This is a genomic window from Vibrio tritonius, from assembly GCF_001547935.1.
Classification (GTDB): Bacteria; Pseudomonadota; Gammaproteobacteria; order Enterobacterales; family Vibrionaceae; genus Vibrio; species Vibrio tritonius.
In genome coordinates this window covers 528,554-553,241 of sequence record NZ_AP014635.1, presented here as the reverse complement: position 1 = coordinate 553,241, position 24,688 = coordinate 528,554, and the positions used below count along the sequence as shown (strand labels likewise).

The following is a 24,688-nucleotide window of genomic DNA, read 5'->3' as shown; positions in this document are numbered from 1 at the left end:
ATCAGTTTAGATAGGCAAAATAACGAGCGAGGAATTCATCGAAACTTTCCGTATCACTCTGTTCCATCTCACGCTGTTTTACTTTTGATTTTTCTGCCTCTTGCATCATAAAGTCTTCACTATAAAACTTATAGCTATGTTCAGTATTGGTCGCATTATGTTGCGCACCTAATGCACTGCCAACTTTACCAAGACCACCGAGTTCCTTGGTTTTTGCTAGCACTTGAGCAGATAAAGTCAGCTCTGGGTGATCAATCCAACGCTCTAGCTCATGACAAACCGCTTGATACTCAGTTCCGCCTTTTGCTGAATCCATCAGTTCAGCAACCAGCTTGAGATCAGCAAATACGCGTTTTGCCCATTGTTGTAAAGTTAGCTGCTCACCATGACAGCCGATCTGGAGCATCAAATCAGGTTTGCGGCCTTCGGTAACCACTTTACGCCAGTTATCGCGCCAACAGCCAAGTTCACAGTCATCCATTGGGTCAGAATCAGACAACGCCATCCAAGTAACCAATAGGTCCAGAAAACGAATCTGCTGCGCTGTAATCCCTATCGGACTAAATGGGTTTACATCCAAAGAACGAACTTCAATATATTCCACACCACCACGGGATAAGGCTTCAGAAGGTTTCTCTCCTTTTTTCGCAACTCGCTTTGGTCTAATTGGCGCATACAGTTCATTTTCTATTTGTAGCACATTACTATTCAGTTGGCGGTACTCACCATCGACTTTCACACCAATCTCAGCAAACTCTTCTGACGGAGTGCGAATGGCTCGATTTAATCCTTCTAAATACTCATCAATGCTATTAAAGCCGATACGTAACGAGCTTTGAGCATGGTTGGTGTAACCTAAATCACTCAAACGTAGTGACGTCGCATTAGGCAAATAGAGCGTTTGACCAATATTTTCAAAAGGTAAGCTTGTTTCTCTACCTTGGATAAATGAGGAGCATAGTGCCGGTGACGCACCAAAAAAGTAGGGAATCAACCAGCCAAAACGGTAGTAATTGCGAATGACGCCAAAATAGGCTTTGGATTTTGTAGTCTGACGTTGCTCTTCACTTTGCTCTCCATAGAGGGCATCCCAAAAACTGTCAGGAAAAGAAAAGTTAAAATGAACGCCAGAAATGATCTGCATTAAACTGCCGTAACGACGCTTTAACCCCGCCCGATACAGAGTTTTCATGCGACCCGAATTCGATGTACCAAACTGTGCAATCTTCACATCATCTTCAGCCCCGACATAACAAGGCATAGAAAGTGGCCATAACTGCTCATTATCCAAGTGAGATTGAGCAAAATGATGGATGTCTTCTAACTGAGATATGAGCGTATCAACATCATTTGAGACTGGTGTAATGAACTCTAACAGTGATTCTGCATAATCCGTAGTCACTAAGGAATTGGTTAATGCAGCGCCTAGTACGTCTGGATGACTTGTTTGAGCAATAGAGCCATCTTTTTGATATCGCAGAGTTTCGCGTTCAACACCACGGCCAAACGCTTTAAACACTTCAGGTCTTTTTGCAACTCGTTCGAGTCGCTCGGCAAATTTAGTCAAAATATGATTCGCTTATGGTTATGTAATCCAATTGAAGCAGAGCTTTATCCCTTTAAAAAGGGAAGAGGTGACTTTTCACCTCTTGTTTATGTGTGCTCTAACGGCTGATTTCAAGTTGCTCCACCGGAATATTGAGCTTTTCTAATTGAGGACGCAACGACTGGGCATCCCCGACAACGATTATTTGGTAATCCTCAGGCTTAAACCATTTATTCGCCAGATGAGTTAAGGTTTTTCTATCAACCGATTGCACCAATTCATTTTGCTGCTGTATGTAATCATCATCAAGGCTATAAGTAACCAAACGGCTTAATACTCGAGCTTTCTGGTTTGGGGTTTCATTAGCCAACGCTTGCTGCTGACCGAGCGCCAAGCGCATAAATTTCACCTCATCCCCTGTTGGACCGTGCTCACTATATTGCGCTAACTCTTTGCGTATCTCAACTATCGAGTTGGCAGTTGCATCGGCTCTGACATTGGCATAAAAGATAATAGCGCCTGTTTCACGGTTGGAGATAAGGTTACTTCCGGCACCGTAGGTATACCCTTTGTCCTCGCGTAAGTTCAGGTTGATTCGGCTATTAAAATTGCCAGCCAAATTAAAGTTCGCCAGCTCAGACAAGAAGCTTTCACCAGTTGCATCGTAAGGAAGTCCGCGCCGAACAAACCGGACAACCGACTGACTTGCTTTCGGTTTATCCACCAAGTAGATTTTTTGCCCCTTAATCTCTGGCAGAGCTTGAGGACGTAATAAAGGGACATTTTTACCGTTCCAATTTTGCACAAATGACAACTGCTTACGTGCTTGTTCTTTGCTTAAATCACCAACCACCACGAGCTGTGCACCTTTCGGTGTGTAATATTGACGATAAAATGCTTTTACATCCTCTAAAGTCAGCGCTTGAATCGACTCTGACGTACCACTACTTTCACGCGCAAATAAAGTATCACCAAACAATACTTGACGAGTCGCCTGTGCGGCTAACCATCCTGGTGTTTGCTGCTGATACATAATACCTTGCAATAGTCGTTGCTTTTCACGTGCAAAGTCTTGCTCTGAGAAACGTGGTTCAAACAAAACTTCTTGCAAAATATCCAGCGTTGGCAGCAACTTACTTGTCAAACTAGACACTGTTATTTGGGTTGTATATTCGCCAGCATCAATACTGATGTCGGCACCAAGTGTGTCTAACTTAGCTTGTAGTTCTTCTATCGAGTGTTGCTTTGATCCCTGACTGACCATGGTGGCAGTCATTCCCGCTAACCCCTCTTTACCTAGCGGAGCATAACGTTCACCAGCAGGCAAACTCAACCTAATCAAGACGGTCGGAGTTTCATTCGTCTGCTGCCCTACTAACTCAGCACCATTGGCGTAATACGCCTTGTAGGTTTTCGCTGTATGAATAGTCACGGCACTCGCTGGGGTTGGCATGATACTGCGATCAAAATCATCGTTTACATGACGATACGCCAACTCGTTATCCTGCATCACTTTATAATCGGGAAGTTGACGCTCTTGTGGCGTAAAATCCGCTTTGTGGGCAGCTAAATCTTCACGATGTTTGGGTACAACACTAAGAACAACTTTCGGCTTATTGGCTAGATACTGTTGGTAAACGCTAGCGACTTTCTTCGCGGTAACAGAACGAATATCGGCTAACTCTTGCTGAATCCTATCTGGCTGACCAAAAAAGGTTTCATTAAACGCAAGCTCATTCACTTTCCCCTGCACGCTTTGTAAACCAAATATCGCGCTTGATTCTGCCATGCCATTAATTTGATTTAATAAACTTGGAGAAATCCCTTCTTTACTAAAGCGATCTAACGATTGCATCACATCATGATAAAGCGGTTTAAGGTGACCTTTTTCACCAGCAGGAGCCATGGCATACACATAAAACGTACACGCCAACTCTCCACAATCGACAAACGACCCAGCGCTCACTGCTTTTTGTGTTTTCACCAAATCACGATACAAAATACTATTCGCACCTTGCCCTAATGCAGTGGCCAAAACTTCTTGAGTCACCTGATCCTTAGCACCAAGATAACTGGTAGGCCAGCCAATCAACACCATGGGCTGCTGAATTCGGTCTTGCAACGTGAGAAAACGATCGCGATCGAGTGTTGCTGGTTGCTTAGGCATCTTAGGAACATCTGGACCTTTAGGAATCGAGCCAAAATATTTCGCAACCCAAGCTAAGGTTTGCTGTTCGTCAAAGTCCCCACCGATGGTCAGAATCGCATTATTAGGACCATACCAACGTAGGAAAAACGCTTTGAGGTCGTTAACATTGACCTGATTAAGATCACTCACATAGCCGATGGTTGGCCATGAATAAGGGTGATTAACCGGGTACATGGCTTCTGCCATTTTTATCCACATCAAACCATATGGGCGGTTATCATAATTTTGTGCTCGTTCGTTTTTCACCGTAGAACGCTGAATTTCGAATTTCTTTTGTGATACGGCATCAAGCAAAAAGCCCATACGATCCGACTCAAGCCATAGAACTTTCTCTAACTGATTGGCAGGAACCGTTTCAAAATAATGTGTTTTATCCCGATCCGTTGAACCGTTCAGTGTTCCACCCGCCTCTGTGATAAGGTGAAAATGCTCTTGATCACCGACATGTTTAGAGCCTTGAAACATCATGTGTTCGAAGAAATGAGCAAACCCAGATTTTCCCACTTCTTCACGAGCAGAACCGACGTGATAAGTCACATTAACATTCACCAGAGGGTCAGAATGATCAGGGCTAAGTATGACAGTTAACCCATTGGCTAACTTATACTTCTTATAATCAATAGTCACACTACCCGGCGTAGCATCCACCTCATCAACCAGAGATACCCCAGCAGGTAATGAAGAGAAGAAAGACGATGTGTTCGATGCTCCACAGCCAGACAATAAGATGAGAGAAAAAACACCACCTAAGATTTTTCTCATACGAGATTCCTTAGAAAAAACCATTAAAAACCAAAGCCAAAAGCAAATAACGAGCAGCCTTACCCAAAGCAATCATGAGTAAAGCGGGTAAAAAACGCATTTTTAACCACCCTGCAACTAAACAGAGAGGATCGCCAACGACAGGCAACCAACTGAGTAATAAAGCCCAATAACCATAACGGCTAAGCCAATTTATAACTCTATGGTGCGGATTCTGTGCGGCACGATTAGGTAACCATAACCCAATCCAATAATTTGTTAGGCCACCTAAAGTGTTACTTAGTGTTGCAACAAAAATAACAAGATACAGAGAATATTGATGAAGAGATAGCGTGGCAATAAAAGCGGCTTCAGAACCACCAGGTAATAACGTAGCACTGAGAAAACCGCTACCACCAAGAACCCATAAAGGCGAAGATGAAAACAGCAGCCAAAGATCACTTAGCAGTGACGCTAAATGATTCAACATTTCATATCTAACAAAACCTTACCTCGCGTGTGTCCAGTTTCGATCTGTTGATGGGCTTTATCTGCTTCATTAAGCGGATAAACGTGGAAAATTTCTATTTTAAGCAAACCAACACTCACCATATACAACATGGTATCGAGTTGCTCTGGATTCGGATCCACTAAAATGCCCGATGCTTCAAAACCAAGCAACTTGGCTTTTTCGCAAATCAGCTCAGCCGTAATCGTAGGAACAGTAACGACTCGCGCGTTGTCATTCAAGCATTTCAGAGCATCTAACGCTGCATCCCCCCCAACAAGGTCGATAAGAACGTCTATTTTTTCTAAACGTTGTGAGGCTGGAGCAAAATTATAATTAATGGCGTGAGCCCCCAAGGTAGCGAGATAATCGAGGTTGTCCTCGCTGCATGTAGTATAGACTTCTGCTTTAGCCGCAAGCGCAATTTGCACGGCTAAATGTCCAACACCGCCGGCGCCCGCCAAGATCAACACACAGTCGCCCTCTTTCACTTGAGCCTTGTTTAGAGCTTGAGCCGCAGTTTGACCAGCAACAGGTAACGCGGCAGCCGCCTCTAACGTCACTGAGTCTGGTACACGACTTAGCTCACTCTCAGCCACACAGATATATTGACTGTATCCACCACCTTGCAACGGAAAACCAATAAACCCAGCGACATTATCGCCAACAGCAAAACGAGATGATTGTTGGCCCAATGCTTCCACACGCCCGGAAATATCATACCCAGGCACCCAAGGCAACTTATCTTTATTCTGGTCAGCGGCCCAGCCTACGCCGGCGCGAGTTTTAACATCAATGGGGTTAACGCTAGCAAAAGCGACTTTTACTAACACCTCTCCAGCCTTAGGCTTCGGAACTTCGGTTGTCCGCATAATAAGCACTTCCGTTCCACCAAAATGTGAAATAGCGACCTGTTTATTTTCCATATCCAATTCCCTGTGGTGAGCTAAATAAAAAAGGGATGTCTGCTGGGCACCCCTTTGAATATATACCAACTCAGTGTTATTCGACAAATTAACAACAGCTTAACCAACCAATGCCAGTAAAATCCCCGCTGCAACCGCAGAACCCAATACGCCGGCGACGTTAGGTCCCATAGCATGCATCAACAGAAAGTTTTGGGAATTGGATTGAAGGCCGACTTTATTCACAACCCTCGCTGCCATAGGTACTGCAGACACACCAGCTGCACCTATGAGTGGATTAATACTCTCTTTCGATAGACGGTTAAGTAATTTTGCCATCATCACTCCACCAGCCGTACCAATACTAAAAGCCACCGCGCCAAGGAGCAAAATTCCAAGTGTTTCTACATTAAGAAATTTATCCGCCTGCAATTTAGACCCAACACCTAATCCGAGGAAAATAGTCACGATATTAATTAACTCGTTCTGCGCGGTTTTCGATAAACGATCAACCACACCAGACTCACGCATCAGATTACCGAGGCAAAACATACCCACTAGTGGGGTTGATGATGGTAAAAACAGCACCGACATAAGCAAAACGACTAATGGAAAAATCATTTTTTCCAACTTACTCACATGGCGCAACTGGGCCATTTGAATATTGCGCTCTTGCGGAGTTGTTAACGCTTTCATAATTGGAGGCTGAATGATAGGAACCAACGCCATATAGCTGTATGCCGCCACCGCGATCGCCCCTAACAAATCCGGAGATAAACGACTAGCAAGGAAAATAGCCGTTGGTCCATCCGCTCCTCCAATAATCGCAATCGAAGACGCATCCGCCATGGTAAATTCCATACCTGGTACTAAGTTAAGTAATACCGCACCAAACAGGGTAGCAAAAATACCCAATTGAGCCGCAGCCCCTAACCACAACGTCTTCGGATTAGCGATCAACGCACCAAAATCGGTTAATGCCCCAACCCCCATAAAGATCAGCAGCGGAAACACCCCAGATTCAATGCCGACATGATAAATGTAATACAGCATGCCTCCCGGTTCAGTAAATCCAGCATTAGGCACATTCGCTAGAATAGCCCCAAACCCAATTGGCAATAGAAGTAAGGGCTCAAACCGTTTGTGAATGGCCAAAAAGAGCAGCACACACCCCACAATGATCATGATAATTTGACCTATGTGAAAATTAGCGATGCCCGTTTCAGTCCAAAGAGTGACAAATCCGTCCATAACATCAACCTCTTAAGCTAAAGTCATTAGCGGTTGTCCAACAGAAACGGCATCACCCTCTTTCACCGTAATCGCTTGAATTACCCCACCGTGTATGGCACGAATCTCGGTTTCCATCTTCATGGCTTCAAGAACAACCAGAATATCGCCTTCATGCACTTCTTGACCTTGCTGCACCACCACTTTAAAAATGTTACCAGCCAGAGGAGCCTTAACTGGGTCACCATTATTATCAACTGGCGTTGGTGCAGGAGAAGACGCGGCCGATTTAGTCGCAGGAGCTCCGACAGGCGTCACCGAGGTGAGTTCCCCTTTAGGCCCCACTTCCACGTCATATACCTGCCCATCAACACGCACACTATATTGCTCTACACCTTTAGCAGCTTGAGGCAGCACAGGCGCTTGCGCAGCAGGTTTAGCCGTTGGCGCTGGTTCAAATGCCGCAGGGTTACCCCGGTTTTTCAGGAATTTAAGGCCGACTTGAGGGAACAAAGCATAGGTTAGAACATCATCGACTTGCTCTTGAGCCAATTTAATTCCGTCCTGAGTGGCTTTTTCTCGTAACTCTGTCGCTAAGTGACTCATTTCAGGTTTTAACAAATCCGCTGGACGACAAGTAATCGGTTTTTCACCATTGAGCACTTTGTCTTGCAACGCTTTGTTTACCTCTGCTGGCGTTGCACCGTATTCGCCTTTTAGCACACCAGCGGTCTCTTTGGTAATGCTCTTATAACGCTCTCCTGTCAGAACGTTCAGAACCGATTGAGTCCCAACAATCTGCGAGGTTGGTGTCACCAGAGGAATAAAACCGAGGTCTTTACGTACATTCGGAATTTCTTTTAACACTTCATCAAGACGATCCGCCGCACCTTGCTCTTTAAGCTGACCTTCCATATTGGTAAGCATGCCACCAGGCACTTGAGCAATCAGAATTCGAGAATCAATCCCTTTCAGTTGGCCTTCGAACTTGGCGTATTTCTTACGCACGCTACGGAAATATGTGGCAATTTCTTCAAGCTGTTCAAGCGATAACTTGGTGTCTCGCTCCGTATTTTGAAGCATGGCAACAACGGTTTCCGTTGCCGTATGACCATAGGTTTGGCTCATCGAGGAAATAGCGGTATCTAAAATATCCACGCCAGCTTCAACAGCCTTAATGGCCGTTGCGGTTGAAAGCCCCGTCGTAGCATGACAGTGCAAAGCCAGGGGGATGGAGCAAGATTCTTTAATCCGCGAAATCAATTCTTGTGCGTCATAGGGTTTGAGCAACCCAGACATATCTTTAATACACAGCGAGTGGCAGCCAAGGTCTTCTAAACGTTTCGCGAGATCTAACCATGTTTGAGTGTTATGGGCAGGACTAATGGTATAGGAGAGAGTGCCTTGCGCATGAGCACCAACATCAATAGTTGCTTTCACCGCAGCTTGGAAATTTCGTACATCATTCATCGCATCAAAAATACGGAACACATCCATACCGTTAGCATGGGCACGTTCAACAAATTTCGCTACAACATCATCGGCGTAATGACGATAACCAAGTAAGTTTTGTCCACGCAATAACATTTGCATTGGCGTATTCGGCATCGCCTTTTTCAGCAAGCGTAGGCGTTCCCAGGGATCCTCACCTAAAAAACGAATACAGGCATCAAACGTTGCCCCACCCCAAGTTTCTAAAGACCAGTACCCCACTTTGTCTAGTTCAGCGGCTATAGGTAACATATCTTCGATACGCATACGGGTCGCGAATAAAGATTGATGAGCATCACGGAGAACTACATCCGTGATCGCAAGTGATTTAGACATGCTTAAATCTCCTTTCTCTTTCACTAATTACGAGACAAACGATATTGATGTACCGCAGCAGATATGGCGGCAATCACTTTGGGGTTGGTGCTGCTTAGATCAGTAGACGAAAGTGTTTGAGGTGTAGATATAGGTTGAGGTAATTCTTTAGGAAGTAAGCGGGACATTAATCTCACTAGATACACTAAGATCGTAAGAAAAAGAAAGACCACTAACATCCCAGTACACATTAAAGTAAATGCATTGACCAGTAAGCTTCCGATATCCGTCATATAGGATCCTTGATTCATAAAATGAACGGGAGGCTACAAAAGAACCGCCCTAGGTTCGACGATGAATGACACAGCGAGCGCTATACCTAAATAACTTCTTATCCCAATTGAGTTCATGATCAATAAAAGAAATTTGGGTATAGCGTTATTAATCCACAAAGGCGGTTATTTTTTATTCACTTACATCACAAAATTACGACGGATAACAAAAAGGATTAACTAATTTGCAAGGGATATAACACTAATGACGGGGTGAAAATCAGAATAAGAGAGAAAGATTGAAGGCGTACAAAAACAAAACTTAGAAAAGAAAAAAGCCTCGCAATAGCGAGGCTTTTTAATAAATGGCGCGCCTGAGAGGATTCGAACCTCTGACCGCCTGGTTCGTAGCCAGGTACTCTATCCAGCTGAGCTACAGGCGCGCTGTGTTTCGATATAACTTGCGTCGTATCAGGGCAATACCCTTAAATCACTTTTCAAAGCCAATGCTTTAAAAATAAATAATGGCGCGCCTGAGAGGATTCGAACCTCTGACCGCCTGGTTCGTAGCCAGGTACTCTATCCAGCTGAGCTACAGGCGCGCTGTGTTTCGATATAACTTGCGTTGTATCAGGGCAGTACCCTTAAATCACTTTTCAAAGCCAATGCTCTAAAAATAAGAATGGCGCGCCTGAGAGGATTCGAACCTCTGACCGCCTGGTTCGTAGCCAGGTACTCTATCCAGCTGAGCTACAGGCGCGCTGTGTTTCGATATAACTTACGTTGTATCAGGGCAGTACCCTTAAATCACTTTTCAAAGCCAATGCTTTAAAAATAAATAATGGCGCGCCTGAGAGGATTCGAACCTCTGACCGCCTGGTTCGTAGCCAGGTACTCTATCCAGCTGAGCTACAGGCGCGCTGTGTTTCAACACAACTTGCGTTATGTTAGGGCAATACCCTTAAATCGTTCTTTCTTTGAAACACAAGGCTCAAGATAAGAAATGGCGCGCCTGAGAGGATTCGAACCTCTGACCGCCTGGTTCGTAGCCAGGTACTCTATCCAGCTGAGCTACAGGCGCGCTGATTTGTGAAGTGTATCACAAAAAATCACTTAAGATAACAGTTTATTGCAAGGCTTTAGCCTCAAGCAATAAATGGCGGTGAGGGAGGGATTCGAACCCTCGATACGGCTACAAACCGTATACTCCCTTAGCAGGGGAGCGCCTTCGGCCTCTCGGCCACCTCACCGCATTATTGTTCATATTCCAAAAGAATATGGCGCGCCTGAGAGGATTCGAACCTCTGACCGCCTGGTTCGTAGCCAGGTACTCTATCCAGCTGAGCTACAGGCGCGCATCTTTTGCTTAGTTGCTAAATTAAGCAAAGCAAGAATGGCGGTGAGGGAGGGATTCGAACCCTCGATACGGCTACAAACCGTATACTCCCTTAGCAGGGGAGCGCCTTCGGCCTCTCGGCCACCTCACCGTCTTGCGGAGGCACATATTACGTTTTACCGAAAATATGTCAAACACTTTCTTGAGGAAAATTGCAAAAACACGCTCAACCGTTGCGTATTTAATCAAAGCGCTGTGAAAATGAACTTTTTCTTCAAATTACAAATGCTAAGTACAAAAAAGGCTGACAAATTTTGTCAGCCTCATTGAGATAATTAGTAGTTGCCTGATGCAACGTTACCGTTACCTTTTTCTGCTTGAATGCGCATGTAAATTTCTTCACGGTGCACAGAAACTTCTTTGGGTGCATTCACACCGATACGTACTTGGTTACCTTTTACACCAAGAACAGTTACTGTCACTTCATCACCGATCATTAGTGTTTCGCCAACGCGGCGAGTCAAAATTAGCATTCTTTGCTCCTTGAGTAATCTCTGTTTTATTGCAACTACGTTATTATCGATCAAAAGTTATATTTAGGTAAACTTTTAGACGAAATGGCTATTAACCTAAGCTAGCTTGGATAACTGGTTCATGTATAACCTCGTCTGATGTAATAAAAGCACTATGAAGAATATTAGCGGCTTCTACAACATCCTGCGGCGCTATGGTCAGCATCGCAGACTGGTTTGTGGTCGAAATATAACGTACATCAATCTCATTCTCGGCTAATAGCTCACAAGAGCGAGCAACCAAGTGTGGTGCTTGTAAACCTACCGTGGTCAATAAACTCACAAGTTCAGTGTTACGGATTTTATCGCTGAAAACCAGTTCTAATTTCGCGCAAGCATCATGTTTTACTACCACTCCTGCCCAATCTGCTTCATCGATCACATTCCAAACTTCAATCCCAAGCATCTGACACTGCTTCGTTAAACTTGATAATGCGTCATGATTAACACAGACAATTGCCATATCGCGTTGAATCGCGATACCACAAACAGGATGCGTACCCACTTCACCCTTGATTAGACTGCCAGCATTTACATCGAATGTAGATAGTACACGTAACGGTACTTGGTGTTGCCATGCATACTGAACACAAGGCAAGTGCAACACTTTAGCTCCTTTACGAGCCATCTCTTCCATGGATGGGAAATCGATCACATCCAGTTTCTGAGCTGTTGGCACAACACGAGGGTCACAAGTGTACACACCATTAACATCGGTAAAGATCTGACATTCATCAGCTTGCAAAGCACCAGCTAGTGTTACCGCACTGGTATCTGAGCCGCCACGTCCTAATGTAGTGATGTCCCCATTTTCATTGACACCTTGAAAACCAGCAACAATAACAATGTGATCTTGTTCCAGTAATTCATTAATCGTTCGGGTATCAATATGCTTAATTGTCGCGTCATTGTGATGATTATCCGTCACAATGCTCGCCTGAGCTCCGGTGAGTGAACGCGCAGAATACCCCATTTTATTCAGAGTCATTGCCACCAGCGCCATTGACACTTGTTCACCTGCAGAGAGCAAAACATCAAGTTCTCTTGCTGTCGGTACACTATCGATTTGTTGAGCCAAACCTAACAGTCTATTGGTTTCACCCGACATTGCAGAAACCACGACAACAACTTGATTACCATCATTTTTCGCTTTAATGATGTGTTCAGCAACCGTGTTGATTCGTTCAATAGAACCAACTGACGTTCCGCCAAACTTTTGCACGACAAGGGACTTTTTCACCAGTATTCACCTTCCCAAGACAAAGTCTCATTAGGACCAAACCGAGCTAATCAACTGATTGACTATAGATTTGGTAGTTGCAAAAACAAAACCAAGTAGCTAATTGGCTTTGACTGAGCCAATTAAACCACTTGGTTAATTGAGTAATGTTACGCACGGTCAAAAAAACATCAACCGTACGTCATTTATTTTTATTTACAGACGCTCAGCAATCCAAGCATCCACAGACTCAAGAGCAGCAGGAAGCGCTTTCGCATCGCTACCACCAGCTTGAGCCATATCAGGGCGACCGCCACCTTTACCACCAACTTGTTGAGCAACCATATTAACAAGGTCACCCGCTTTCACTTTGCCAGTTAGGTCTTTTGTCACACCTGCAATTAGGCCAACTTTATCATCAGCTACGTTACCGAGCATAATAATACCGCTACCCAATTGGTTCTTCAGTTCATCAACCATGCCGCGCAGCGCTTTATTATCTGCACCATCAAGTTGAGCAACTAAAACTTTCACACCTGAAATTTCTTTAGCTTGACTCACTAGGCTTGAACCCGCTTGTGAAGCTAACTTGTCTTTCAGTTGTTGAATTTCTTTTTCTAGAGACTTCGCTTTATGAGCCATCTCTTCCACTTTATGCTCATATTTAGCATGTTGTGATTCGAGATAATCAAGAGCCGCGTCCCCCGTTACCGCTTCAATACGACGAATACCTGCCGCAATACCACTTTCTGAAGTGATCTTAAACAAACCGATATCGCCAGTGTGATGAGCGTGAATACCACCACACAGTTCAGTTGAAAATTCGCCCATGCTTAGCACGCGAACTTCATCATCGTATTTTTCACCGAACAGAGCCATAGCGCCTTTTTCTTTCGCTTCGTCAATGTTCATGATGTTCGTTTCAATCACGTGGTTACGACGGATATGTTCATTAACCAAACGTTCAACACGTTTGATTTCATCCGCCGTCATTGCTTCTAGATGAGAGAAGTCAAAACGTAGGCCTTCAGCACGAACCAGTGAGCCTTTCTGAGCAACGTGAGTCCCTAACACATGACGCAGTGCAGCATGCAATAGGTGAGTTGCAGAGTGGTTTAGAGAGCTTGCTGTACGGCGAGCTTCATCCACTAGAGCTTTCACTTCATCACCTTGAGCAAGAACACCTTCTTGGAGTTCACCATGATGAGCAATCGCATTACCCAGTTTTTGGGTATCTTCAACAACAAAACGACCAGCAGTTGTTTCTAGAACACCGGTATCACCAGCTTGACCGCCTGATTCAGCATAGAATGGCGTTTCATCTAGAACCACAATCGCTTTGTCACCAGCAGATAAAGAAGTTACTTCTTCGCCATCAACAAACAAATGAGAGATGATGCTGCGACCTTCTGTTGCTGTATAACCACAGAATTCAGTGCTGCCATCTACTTTAATTTTGGTGTTGTAGTCAGTATCAAATTGCCCTGCTTCGCGTGCACGCTGACGCTGCTCTTCCATCGCAGATTCAAAACCAGCTTCGTCGATAGTAAAGCCGCGTTCACGCGCTACATCGTTGGTTAAATCTGCTGGGAATCCATAAGTATCGTAGAGTTTGAATACGGTTTCGCCATCAAGCTCTTTATCAGAAAGGTTATCCAACGCTTCATTTAAGATTGCAAGACCACGGTCAAGTGTACGACCAAAGTTCTCTTCTTCAATACGCAGAACTTTCTCTACCACAGCTTGTTGTTCTTTAAGAACTTTACCTGCAGTACCCATAATTTCAGCAAGAGGGCCAACCAATTTATGGAAGAATGCGCCTTTCGCACCAAGCTTGTTACCATGACGAACAGCACGACGAATGATACGACGTAGAACGTAACCACGGCCTTCATTTGATGGCATTACACCGTCAACGATCAAAAACGCACATGAACGAATGTGGTCAGCAACAACACGCAAAGACTGATTAGAAAGGTCTTCGTAACCGATCACGTCAGCTGCTGCTTTGATGAGAGTTTGGAATACATCAATTTCGTAGTTAGAGTGCACGCCCTGCATAATTGCAGAAATACGTTCAATACCCATACCAGTATCCACTGATGGTTTTGGTAGAGGTTCCATCGTGCCATCAGCAAGACGGTTGAACTGCATAAATACGTTGTTCCAGATCTCGATAAAACGGTCGCCATCTTCTTCAGGTGTACCAGGACGGCCACCCCAAATGTGATCACCGTGATCATAGAAAATTTCAGAACAAGGGCCACAAGGACCAGTATCCCCCATTTGCCAGAAGTTATCTGACTCGTAGGCTTTACCACCTTTTTTATCACCGATACGCACGATGCGATCCGCTGGCAAACCGATTTGTTTGTTCCAGATATCGAAAGCTTCATCGTCAGTTTGGTAAACAGTGACTAGCAGACGTTCTTGTGGCAGTTTCAACACACTGGTTAGAAATTCCCACGCAAACTTAATCGCGTCTTCTTTGAAGTAATCACCGAAACTAAAGTTACCCAACATTTCAAAAAATGTGTGGTGACGTGCAGTGAAGCCGACGTTCTCTAGGTCATTGTGCTTACCACCTGCACGTACACAGCGCTGAGCTGTTGTCGCTCGAGTGTAAGAACGCTTTTCTAAACCTAGAAAACAGTCTTTAAATTGGTTCATCCCCGCGTTAGTAAACAGCAGAGTTGGGTCGTTATGAGGTACCAGTGATGAACTGTCAACAATCTGGTGACCTTTACTTTCAAAGAATGAGAGGAACGCGTTGCGAACCTCATCCGTGCTCATGTACATGCAGCTCTTCCTGAAATTCTCAAATGAAATTTTTGCGCTATTGTAAAGCATGGATAAGAGTTCGCCTAGTTCTCTAAGTGAAAAGAGTCAAATCAACTCAGTTTTGATGAACATTAGCGGTACTATTGCAGAATTAAATCCCCCTCAGGGAACAACTTACTCATCTTCTGATGAGTTACTGAGTGCATACTGAATTTGGTCAAAGCTAAAACCACGATATTGTAAAAAACGGACTTGTTTAGCGTATTCTTTTGCATCTTCCGCTTTTTGGCCTTTGAACTTTTTCCATGCAGTCTCTTTCGCTAATTCAAACCAGTCCGGTTGTTCTTCTTCAATCGCAGCATCCACATCATGCTCAGCAACACGTTTAAGCGACAGTTCTTGACGAATTCGTCGTTCACCATGACCTTTATAAACATGTTGTCTTACCTGACTTTTGGCATAGCGAAAATCATCCAGATAACCATACTCAAGACACAACTGTACTGCTTGAGTGATCTCCGCCGACTCGTAACCTTTTATCGTCAGTTTCTGCTCTAACTCATACATGCCATGATCGCGTCGACTAAGCAATTGAATAGCCGCTTCTTTAACTGACAGTGTTGGCGCTTTATTTGCCTTCATCATTGTATTGATCCTAACAAAAAGCCCCGCATGAGCAGGGCTTTGTTTATTCAATTATCTGTCGAGCAGTTTATAGCTCTTCTTGCTCAGGGGCTGCTTTTGCATCCACTTCTTCTACATCAGCTTCTGACACAGGGCTAAGCAGCATATCGCGTAGTTTAGTATCTAACTCATGCGCAATATGTGTGTTCTCTTTTAGATACTTACACGCATTTGCTTTACCTTGGCCAATTTTGTCGCCATTGTAGCTGTACCATGCACCTGCTTTTTCAACCAATTTGTGTTTAACACCTAGGTCGATTAGCTCACCTTCACGGTTAAAGCCTTGACCATACATAATTTGCGTGTTTGCTTCTTTAAATGGTGCAGCAATTTTGTTTTTCACTACTTTGATGCGGGTTTCGTTACCCACAACTTCATCACCTTCTTTGATTGCGCCAGTACGACGAATATCAAGACGAACAGAAGCGTAGAATTTAAGTGCGTTACCACCTGTAGTGGTTTCTGGGTTACCAAACATCACACCAATCTTCATACGAATTTGGTTGATGAAGATACACATACAGTTAGAGGCTTTTAGGTTACCAGTTAGCTTACGCATCGCTTGAGAAAGCATACGAGCTTGCAGACCCATGTGGCTATCACCCATTTCGCCTTCAATTTCAGCTTTAGGAGTCAATGCCGCAACCGAGTCGACAACCATAACATCAACCGCGCCAGAACGAGCCAAAGCATCACAGATTTCAAGTGCTTGTTCACCTGTATCTGGTTGAGAAACCAAAAGTTCATCGATATTTACACCCAATTTACGAGCGTAGATAGGGTCAAGCGCGTGCTCTGCATCGATAAACGCACAGGTTTTACCTTCACGTTGCGCTGCTGCGATAAGTTCAAGAGTAAGGGTTGTTTTACCTGACGATTCTGGACCATAGATTTCAACGATACGGCCCATTGGTAAACCACCAGCACCTAACGCGATGTCTAGAGAGAGAGAACCTGTAGAAATCGTTTCTACATCCATTGTGCGGTTGTCACCAAGGCGCATAATGGAACCTTTACCGAATTGTTTCTCAATTTGACCTAGGGCTGCTGCGAGAGCCTTCTGTTTATTTTCGTCCATTACTTTCTCCAGACTGTCACTCTTTGAAATAGGGTGATCGATGCAAAATCAGTTCGACAATTAAATGTCTTGATGGCACTCATTATACTGTTGATTCATACAGTGTCCACCCCTGTATGTTAATTTTTTGCCATGCACTCGACCGATGTCACTTTTTCACCCAGCAAGATATTGACTGATCACTGATAACGCATGACGAACAGCTTGTTCCCTCACTTGCGCTCGGTCGCCAGCAAAATGCTCAGTGCTGACTTTGAGCCAACCATCTCGATTTGCCCATGCGAAACACACAGTACCTACTGGCTTGGCCTCAGAACCACCACCGGGGCCTGCGATACCGCTAATCGATACGCCAATCGTACCATGAGAATGAGCAAGAGCGCCTTGCACCATTTCTATTACGACAGGTTCAGAAACCGCACCATAAGCTGCTAATGTGGCCTCTTTTACATCAATCATTTCTTGTTTAGCTTCATTGGTGTAGGTCACAAAAGCCCGATCAAACCATTGGGAGCTTCCCGCTATATCCGTAATTGCGCTGGCGACACCACCACCAGTACATGATTCAGCGGTAACCAATACCTGTTTTTCTTGAAGTAACATCTGCCCAAGGGTATGACTCAAATTTTGTAACGATTGCATGACCAAAAACCTCATTTCATCTTTTCGCATGATGGTGATTCACGTATCCTAAGCCGCAAAGTCCTTAAACAAAAGAAGTAATCCGTGACTGCCGAGAAACAACATACTCCTATGATGCAGCAATATCTGAAGCTTAAAGCGGAAAACCCAGATATTTTGCTGTTTTACCGAATGGGAGATTTTTACGAACTGTTCTATGACGATGCAAAACGCGCATCTCAGTTACTTGATATCTCATTAACGAAACGTGGCGCTTCGGCGGGCGAGCCAATTCCGATGGCAGGCGTCCCTTTCCATGCCGTTGAAAGCTATCTTGCTAAGCTCGTGCAACTCGGTGAGTCCGTAGCCATTTGTGAACAAATTGGCGACCCAGCCACCAGCAAAGGCCCAGTTGAGCGTAAAGTTGTACGTATTGTTACACCTGGTACCGTAACCGACGAAGCCTTGTTATCGGAGCGAGTAGATAACCTGATTGCCGCCATTTACCATCAATCTGGTCGCTTTGGTTATGCCACACTAGATTTAACCTCAGGTCGTTTCCAACTGATCGAGCCTGAAACAGAAGAAGCTATGGCTGCAGAGCTACAACGTACTGCGCCACGCGAATTGCTCTTCCCTGAAGACTTTGAGCCAGTTCAACTCATGGCACATCGCCAAGGTAATCGTCGTCGCCCAGTTTGGGAATTTGAACTGCAAACCGCTAAACAACAATTGAACCAACAATTTGGCACTAAAGACTTGGTAGGCTTTGGCGTAGAAAAGGCGAACTTGGGTCTTTGCGCGGCAGGCTGTCTGATTCAATACGTGAAAGACACCCAACGCACCGCATTACCGCACATTCGTTCATTGACCTTGGATCGCCAAGATCAATCAGTGATCTTAGATGCAGCGACTCGTCGCAACCTTGAACTGACTCAGAATCTATCCGGTGGCACAGATAACACCCTTGCTGAAGTACTTGATCACTGTGCAACGCCAATGGGCAGCCGCATGCTCAAACGTTGGATTCATCAGCCAATGCGTCACTTCGAGGCATTAAATCAACGTCTAGATGCCATCGGTGAAATTAAAGATGACGTCTTATTTGCTGAGCTTCACCCCGTATTGAAGCAGATCGGCGATATTGAACGCATACTTGCTCGTTTAGCTTTGCGCTCAGCTCGTCCACGCGATCTAGCTCGTTTACGTAATGCACTATCGCAACTGCCTGAACTAGCGGAACTATTAGCCCAAGTGAAACATCCATATTTGGCTCAGTTGAAAGACTATGCTGCCCCTATGGATGAGTTAAGCGCACTACTTGCAAACGCCATCATAGAGAACCCACCCGTGGTTATTCGCGACGGTGGTGTTATCGCCCCTAACTACAATGCCGAATTAGATGAATGGCGAGACTTGGCCGCCGGCGCTACTTCTTTCTTAGAAAAAATGGAAGCGGATGAACGTGAACGTCATGGTATTGATTCACTAAAAGTGGGTTATAACAACGTGCATGGCTTCTTTATTCAAGTAAGCCGAGGCCAAAGCCATCTTGTTCCACCGCATTATATGCGTCGTCAAACATTGAAAAATGCCGAACGCTATATCACGCCAGAGTTGAAACAGCATGAGGATAAAGTACTAAATTCGAAGTCCAAGGCCCTTGCTTTAGAGAAACAACTTTGGGAAGAGCTTTTTGATCTGCTACTCCCGCATTTAGAAGCACTACAAAACTTAGCATCAGCTCTATCTCAACTCGATATTCTGCAAAACCTAGCAGAACGCGCCGATACCTTGGATTATTGCCGTCCAACGTTAACGACAGAGATAGGCATTCATATCGAAGATGGTCGTCACCCAGTTGTAGAACAAGTGATGGATGACCCATTTATTGCCAACCCAATCGACCTTGCTCCAGAGCGTCAAATGTTGATCATAACAGGGCCGAATATGGGGGGTAAATCAACCTATATGCGTCAAACTGCGTTGATCGCGTTAATGGCACATATCGGTTCTTATGTTCCAGCTCGCTCAGCATCGATTGGTCAACTTGATCGCATTTTCACCCGTATAGGGGCTTCTGACGACCTAGCTTCTGGTCGTTCTACCTTCATGGTTGAAATGACAGAAACTGCCAATATCTTGCATAACGCAACTGCGCAAAGCTTGGTACTGATGGATGAAATCGGCCGTGGTACCAGTACTTATGATGGTTTATCACTGGCTTGGGCAAGCGCTGAATGGTTGGCGAAAAAAATAGGTGCTCTTACCTTATTTGCGACTCACTACTTTGAACTCACAGAGTTACCAAAACTGGTGCCAAATTTAGTTAACGTTCACCTTGATGCCGTAGAGCATGGCGATAGCATTGCCTTTATGCACTCCGTTAATGAAGGCGCAGCAAGTAAATCTTATGGTTTAGCTGTTGCAGGTTTGGCTGGTGTACCAAAAGAGGTGATCAAGCAAGCGCGCCAGAAGTTAGCTCAATTAGAGCAAATTGGTAAAAGTGAAACAGGGCTCAATCCTACTTCAACCGTCGACATTGCTAATCAACTCAGTTTAATCCCCGAGCCAAGTGAGGTGGAACAAGCACTCAGCGCGATTGATCCAAATGATCTTTCACCACGCCAAGCCTTAGATTTGATCTATCAACTAAAAAAAATGTTGTAACGATCTTTGCTCAACCAAAAAGTCGAAAACTAAAAAAGGCACTCATTTGAGTGCCTTACTTTTGATATCGTCGAAACGTTACATTTCTACTTCAACGTTGAACAGAGATTCCATACTTAAGCCTTGTTTCATCAGGATCTCTCTCAAACGGCGTAATCCTTCCACTTGAATTTGACGAACTCGTTCTCGGGTTAGATTAATCTCACGTCCCACCTCTTCAAGAGTCGATGGTTCATAGCCAAGTAAGCCAAAACGACGTGCTAACACTTCTTTCTGTTTTGGATTGAGTTCATCTAACCAATTCATTAGAGAATCACGAATATCATCATCTTGAGTAGAAACTTCAGGATCTGAGTTGTTTGCATCTGGAATAATATCCAGCAATGCTTTATCCCCATCACCACCGATTGGCGTGTCAACAGAGCTAATACGTTCGTTCAAACGAAGCATTTTGCTCACATCGTCTACCGGCTTATCAAGCTCAAGAGCGATCTCTTCCGCTGTTGGTTCATGGTCTAAACGTTGTGATAGTTCACGAGCAGTACGCAGATAAATATTGAGTTCTTTCACAACATGGATAGGTAAGCGAATGGTGCGAGTTTGATTCATCAAAGCGCGTTCAATCGTTTGACGAATCCACCATGTTGCGTAAGTTGAAAAACGGAATCCGCGTTCTGGGTCGAATTTTTCCACTGCTCGAATCAAACCAAGGTTACCTTCTTCAATAAGATCCAGAAGAGCTAAACCACGATTACTGTAGCGGCGAGAAATTTTAACCACTAAACGTAAGTTACTTTCGATCATACGTTTTCTGGCGGCTTCACAACCACGCAAAGCGCGGCGTGCATAGAGAACTTCTTCTTCTGCGGTCAACAAAGGAGAAAAGCCGATTTCGCTTAAATACATCTGTGTTGCATCTAAACTTTTGGATGAAACATCAAACTCTTCGCGAACGTCATCATTGCTGTCCGTGTCATTAGAACTTTCTTCACTAGTTGTTGTTAATTCGTTATCCGTTTCAATTACGTCACGGTCATATTCGAAATTTTCAACTTTAGTGGCTGTATTGCTGATACTCATAGCGCCTCCCCATGGCAAGTAAAGCAAGACATTTCAACTTCAATGTCGTTACATGACTCATCTATAAAGTATGTTGTTTATGGCAAATACCGTTTTGGATTAACAGATTTACCTTGATAGCGAATTTCAAAATGCAAACGGACACTTGTCGAACCCGAACTTCCCATCGTGGCGATTTTCTGCCCGCCTCTCACACTTTGACCTTCTTTAACCAGCAACCGGTCGTTGTGGGCATATGCACTAATGTAGTTATCATTGTGCTTTATAATAATTAGGTTCCCATAGCCCCGTAATGCATTGCCTGAATAGACTACAGTGCCTGATGCAGTAGATACGATGGATTGACCTCGCTGCCCTGCGATATCTATCCCTCTATTTCCCTGATCCCCTGCTGAGAACTGACTAATAATTCGTCCTTTTGTTGGCCATAACCATTTGGAAATCTTATGGTCTGACACATTAGGAGTTTTTAATTTAGCGTTAACATTCTTGTTACCGCTATGACCAACATACTCTTTTGATTTGCCTTGATCAATACCCTTACTCGCGGTTTTACCACCCACTTTAGAGGTATTTTTCAAAGAATTAGATGCACTCGCCACCTTTGTCGTAGGTGTAGAAATTGTGCTTGGAGCCTTGATAACCGGAGAAGTAACAGGGATTTTTCTCGTAACATTTGCTCTGGAACCATGCACGGGGGGAGTGTACTTTGGTCCCCAGAGTTTGAGTCGATCTCCGGGATGGATCACATAAGGAGGCGCTAGATTATTGTAACGAATGATTTCTTTTACATCTTTGTCGGTGATATAAGAGATGAAGTAAAGCGTATCACCGGATTTTACCTGATAGTAACTACCACGGTAACTACCGCGTTCTATGGCATTGTAATCTTTTCCCAATCCAGACACCGGAGCAGGCATGTGTGGTGCACATCCGACTAATAAGCCAGAGAGGCTAAATGCCAGCAGATGTCTGAATGGGATGCTCATCATTACGCTAAATCACCAGGAATTAACGGTACAAATCGTACATCTTCGATTGACTGATAAATCCATTGGTCTCCTTGGCGTTGAATCACATATAGCTGTTGTTGATCATCTCCAACAGGAATCACAAGACGCCCTCCATCAGCAAGTTGATCAAGTAAGGCCTGAGGAACAGATTCCGCAGCAGCAGTAACGATGATCGCATCAAACGGCCCTTTGCTCGGCCACCCCATCCAACCATCACCATGCTTTGTTGATACATTATAAATGTCGAGCTGCTTCAGTCGGCGTTTTGCATCCCACTGTAATGACTTGATTCTCTCTATCGAACAAACGTGTTGCACCAAATGCGCTAACACCGCGGTTTGATACCCAGAGCCCGTTCCTACTTCTAAGACTCGACTAGCATGATTTAATTCCAGCATCTGCGTCATTTTAGCGACAATGTACGGTTGGGAAATGGTTTGTCCCTGCCCAATAGGTAGAGCGTTATTGTCATAGGCTTGATGCATCATGGCTTGAGAAACGAACGCTTCTCTGGGCACTGAATACATAGCCTCTAATACGCGCTGATCTGTGATGCCTTGAGCGGCTAAAAACTGAACCAACTTTTCAGCTTTTGGGTTCGCCATTCACCTATCCTTTCAACCAATCATTCATACAATTGAGCGACTCATGAGCCGTAAGATCAACCTGCAGTGGCGTTACAGAGACAAACCCTTTATCGATAGCGTGAAAGTCAGTGCCTTCACCTGCATCGGCACGCTCTCCTGGAGGCCCTAACCAAAAAATATCGTGACCACGGGGGTCTTTCTGGCGAATCATGTTTTCCGCGTGGTGACGAGCACCTAGTCGAGTCACTTGAAATCCTTTCAGATGTTCAATGGCACAATCAGGCACATTCACATTTAATAGACGATTGGTTGGAATAGCATTAGCAAGGTGTTGCTCCACCATTTGACGCGCAATATGCGCTGCAGTTGTAAAATTCTGCGTTCCAACCAAAGAAAACGCGATAGATTGCACACCAAGAAAATGCCCTTCCATCGCTGCCGCGACCGTTCCTGAATACAGAACATCATCTCCCAAATTGGCTCCGTGATTAATCCCGGTGAGTACCAAGTCAGGTTTGTTGTCGCGTAGCAATTCGTTAAGCGCAAAATGCACACAATCGGTTGGCGTTCCCTGTACCGAATAACGCTGTGGCGCAATTTGGTTTACACGTAACGGCTGTTCTAAAGTCAACGAATTGGAAGCACCGGAACGATTACGATCAGGTGCAACTACCGTAATATTAGCGATATCGGCTAAGGCATGTTCGAGTACAGCAATGCCTTCAGCATAAACACCATCATCGTTGCTTAGGAGAATATTCACTCGTTTATCAGTCATAGTGGCGCTCTACGGGTATCTCTTCGATAAGTTCACGAACGATTGAGGTAGCGAAACTACCAGAATCTAATGTGAAACTGAGTTTAATCATATCGTTATCGACTTCCCAGACCAAATCTTTTGCTTTTAATGAAATGGCACGGCGATCATGACGCATCCGGTTACCACGAATCAACGCCATCAAATCGTCTTCCGCATCAAGACAAGACTGCTCTAATTGCTGCGCAGCACCTTGAGTAGGTAGGGCATTATCTCCCGCAAGGGCAGCGCTAATGGCAGCCATCTCAGACTCCACTTGCTGTTGCAGTGTTGGTAATTGAGCAGAATCAGCAAGAACAGCTTCGCCCGCACTTAACACTAAATCACCAGCCATAACCGTATTAAACACCTGTTGTTCAATACGTTGAGAAACAATGTGATTAAAAATCCAAGAGCGTGCCGCAGAAAGATACATACTGCGCTGCTTCTGATTACGAGTACGAACATTCTCGCGGCCCCAACGGCGCGCTTCATGCAGGTTATTGCCATCACGACCAAAACGCTGACTGCCAAAATAGTTTGGCACGCCTTGTTCTTTGACGACTGCAAGACGTGCTAACACATCAGACACATCGGAAACTTCAGAAAGAGTGACCACAAAATGGTTCGCTTGAAGATCACCAGGGCGCAATTTGCGGTTATGACGTGTCATTTCCAGAACTTCGATCGTCGGATGCTCTATCTGGAACAACGCCAAATTAGGGAACGATTTGCCAGGAAGATGAACACACAGCCACTGCTCCGTGACTGCGTGGCGGTCTTTTAACCCAGCCCAGCTCACATCTTTTGATTTAACGCCACACGCTTTAGCTAGCTCATTTGCTACAAAACTGGTGTTCTCACCCGTTTTACGAATGTGCACCATTAAAAAGTCGCCACTGCCACTTAAAGGATACCCAAGATCTTCAACTACCTGAAAATGTTCAGGTAAGGCTTTTAGTTTTGCTTTTGCCGTTGGCTTACCACATAGATAAGCAAAAGGTGCCAAAATATCACTCATTCTGTATTTCCAA

General features: G+C 44.6%; 19 protein-coding genes and 8 tRNA genes. 1 reads left to right on the top strand and 26 read right to left on the bottom strand.

Annotation, left to right across the window (positions count from 1 at the left end):
* Position 1 precedes the first annotated feature (1 nt).
* The 21 genes from gshA to JCM16456_RS02475 all read right to left on the bottom strand — a co-directional run bounded on the left by gshA (position 2) and on the right by JCM16456_RS02475 (position 17,529).
* Positions 2–1,567 carry a glutamate--cysteine ligase gene (gene gshA, locus JCM16456_RS02575; RefSeq protein ID WP_068712087.1) on the bottom strand — a complete coding sequence of 522 codons (1,566 nt, stop codon included), beginning with the start codon at positions 1,565–1,567 and terminating at the stop codon, positions 2–4.
* Between the two features lie 97 nt (positions 1,568–1,664).
* Positions 1,665–4,517, bottom strand: coding sequence for a M16 family metallopeptidase (locus tag JCM16456_RS02570; RefSeq protein WP_068712085.1), 2,853 nt, complete (start codon positions 4,515–4,517; stop codon positions 1,665–1,667).
* A gap of 10 nt (positions 4,518–4,527) precedes the next feature.
* Positions 4,528–4,986: a YqaA family protein gene (locus tag JCM16456_RS02565; RefSeq protein WP_068712081.1), complete on the bottom strand. Its 459-nt coding sequence runs from the start codon at positions 4,984–4,986 to the stop codon at positions 4,528–4,530.
* Positions 4,980–5,930, bottom strand: a complete 951-nt coding sequence (locus JCM16456_RS02560) for an NADP-dependent oxidoreductase (protein WP_068712078.1) — start codon at positions 5,928–5,930, stop codon at positions 4,980–4,982. Before JCM16456_RS02560 ends, JCM16456_RS02565 begins: the two co-directional genes overlap by 7 nt.
* A 99-nt stretch (positions 5,931–6,029) precedes the next feature.
* On the bottom strand, positions 6,030–7,160 hold the full coding sequence (locus tag JCM16456_RS02555; RefSeq protein ID WP_068712077.1) for a sodium ion-translocating decarboxylase subunit beta: 1,131 nt from the start codon (positions 7,158–7,160) through the stop codon (positions 6,030–6,032).
* A 12-nt stretch (positions 7,161–7,172) separates the two neighbouring features.
* Positions 7,173–8,966, bottom strand: a complete 1,794-nt coding sequence (gene oadA / locus JCM16456_RS02550) for a sodium-extruding oxaloacetate decarboxylase subunit alpha (protein ID WP_068712076.1) — start codon at positions 8,964–8,966, stop codon at positions 7,173–7,175.
* Between the two features lie 23 nt (positions 8,967–8,989).
* Positions 8,990–9,238 (bottom strand): oxaloacetate decarboxylase subunit gamma, encoded by a 249-nt coding sequence (locus JCM16456_RS02545; protein WP_068712075.1) that lies wholly within the window; start codon positions 9,236–9,238, stop codon positions 8,990–8,992.
* A 345-nt stretch (positions 9,239–9,583) separates the two neighbouring features.
* Positions 9,584–9,660, bottom strand: a tRNA-Arg gene (locus JCM16456_RS02540).
* Positions 9,661–9,742: 82 nt separating this feature from the next.
* Positions 9,743–9,819: transfer RNA gene (locus JCM16456_RS02535), tRNA-Arg, on the bottom strand.
* 81 nt (positions 9,820–9,900) lie between these two features.
* Positions 9,901–9,977, bottom strand: a tRNA-Arg gene (locus tag JCM16456_RS02530).
* An 82-nt stretch (positions 9,978–10,059) separates the two neighbouring features.
* Positions 10,060–10,136, bottom strand: a tRNA-Arg gene (locus JCM16456_RS02525).
* A gap of 85 nt (positions 10,137–10,221) precedes the next feature.
* Positions 10,222–10,298, bottom strand: a tRNA-Arg gene (locus JCM16456_RS02520).
* 76 nt (positions 10,299–10,374) lie between these two features.
* Positions 10,375–10,467, bottom strand: a tRNA-Ser gene (locus JCM16456_RS02515).
* A 28-nt stretch (positions 10,468–10,495) separates the two neighbouring features.
* Positions 10,496–10,572: transfer RNA gene (locus JCM16456_RS02510), tRNA-Arg, on the bottom strand.
* 39 nt (positions 10,573–10,611) lie between these two features.
* A tRNA-Ser gene (locus JCM16456_RS02505) sits at positions 10,612–10,704 on the bottom strand.
* A 184-nt stretch (positions 10,705–10,888) separates the two neighbouring features.
* Positions 10,889–11,086, bottom strand: coding sequence for a carbon storage regulator CsrA (csrA, locus tag JCM16456_RS02500; protein WP_004415691.1), 198 nt, complete (start codon positions 11,084–11,086; stop codon positions 10,889–10,891).
* Positions 11,087–11,177: 91 nt separating this feature from the next.
* On the bottom strand, positions 11,178–12,365 hold the full coding sequence (locus JCM16456_RS02495) for an aspartate kinase (RefSeq protein WP_068712074.1): 1,188 nt from the start codon (positions 12,363–12,365) through the stop codon (positions 11,178–11,180).
* Positions 12,366–12,560: 195 nt separating this feature from the next.
* Complete coding sequence (alaS, locus tag JCM16456_RS02490; RefSeq protein ID WP_068712073.1) at positions 12,561–15,143, bottom strand: alanine--tRNA ligase; 2,583 nt, start codon at positions 15,141–15,143, stop codon at positions 12,561–12,563.
* Positions 15,144–15,299: 156 nt separating this feature from the next.
* The gene (gene recX / locus JCM16456_RS02485; RefSeq protein WP_068715850.1) at positions 15,300–15,767 is read right to left on the bottom strand and encodes a recombination regulator RecX; all 468 of its coding nucleotides are present in this window, start codon (positions 15,765–15,767) and stop codon (positions 15,300–15,302) included.
* Between the two features lie 70 nt (positions 15,768–15,837).
* Positions 15,838–16,887 (bottom strand): recombinase RecA, encoded by a 1,050-nt coding sequence (gene recA / locus JCM16456_RS02480; protein WP_068712071.1) that lies wholly within the window; start codon positions 16,885–16,887, stop codon positions 15,838–15,840.
* A gap of 156 nt (positions 16,888–17,043) precedes the next feature.
* Positions 17,044–17,529: a CinA family protein gene (locus JCM16456_RS02475; RefSeq protein WP_068715848.1), complete on the bottom strand. Its 486-nt coding sequence runs from the start codon at positions 17,527–17,529 to the stop codon at positions 17,044–17,046.
* An 84-nt stretch (positions 17,530–17,613) separates the two neighbouring features.
* On the opposite strand from JCM16456_RS02475, the gene mutS reads away from it, so the two are divergent.
* Positions 17,614–20,178 carry a DNA mismatch repair protein MutS gene (gene mutS, locus JCM16456_RS02470; RefSeq protein ID WP_068712069.1) on the top strand — a complete coding sequence of 855 codons (2,565 nt, stop codon included), beginning with the start codon at positions 17,614–17,616 and terminating at the stop codon, positions 20,176–20,178.
* A 78-nt stretch (positions 20,179–20,256) separates the two neighbouring features.
* On the opposite strand, the gene rpoS is transcribed toward mutS, so the two are convergent.
* The 5 genes from rpoS to truD form a co-directional block, all read right to left on the bottom strand.
* Positions 20,257–21,258, bottom strand: coding sequence for an RNA polymerase sigma factor RpoS (rpoS, locus tag JCM16456_RS02465; RefSeq protein ID WP_068712068.1), 1,002 nt, complete (start codon positions 21,256–21,258; stop codon positions 20,257–20,259).
* A 77-nt stretch (positions 21,259–21,335) separates the two neighbouring features.
* A complete protein-coding gene (locus JCM16456_RS02460) occupies positions 21,336–22,250 on the bottom strand; it encodes a peptidoglycan DD-metalloendopeptidase family protein (RefSeq protein WP_068712067.1) in 915 nt (304 codons plus the stop codon).
* Positions 22,250–22,876, bottom strand: coding sequence for a protein-L-isoaspartate(D-aspartate) O-methyltransferase (locus tag JCM16456_RS02455; protein WP_068712066.1), 627 nt, complete (start codon positions 22,874–22,876; stop codon positions 22,250–22,252). The genes JCM16456_RS02460 and JCM16456_RS02455 overlap by 1 nt, the downstream gene beginning before the upstream one ends.
* Before the next feature lie 4 nt (positions 22,877–22,880).
* Complete coding sequence (gene surE / locus JCM16456_RS02450; RefSeq protein ID WP_068712064.1) at positions 22,881–23,636, bottom strand: 5'/3'-nucleotidase SurE; 756 nt, start codon at positions 23,634–23,636, stop codon at positions 22,881–22,883.
* On the bottom strand, positions 23,629–24,675 hold the full coding sequence (gene truD, locus JCM16456_RS02445) for a tRNA pseudouridine(13) synthase TruD (RefSeq protein ID WP_068712062.1): 1,047 nt from the start codon (positions 24,673–24,675) through the stop codon (positions 23,629–23,631). Before truD ends, surE begins: the two co-directional genes overlap by 8 nt.
* Positions 24,676–24,688 lie beyond the last annotated feature (13 nt).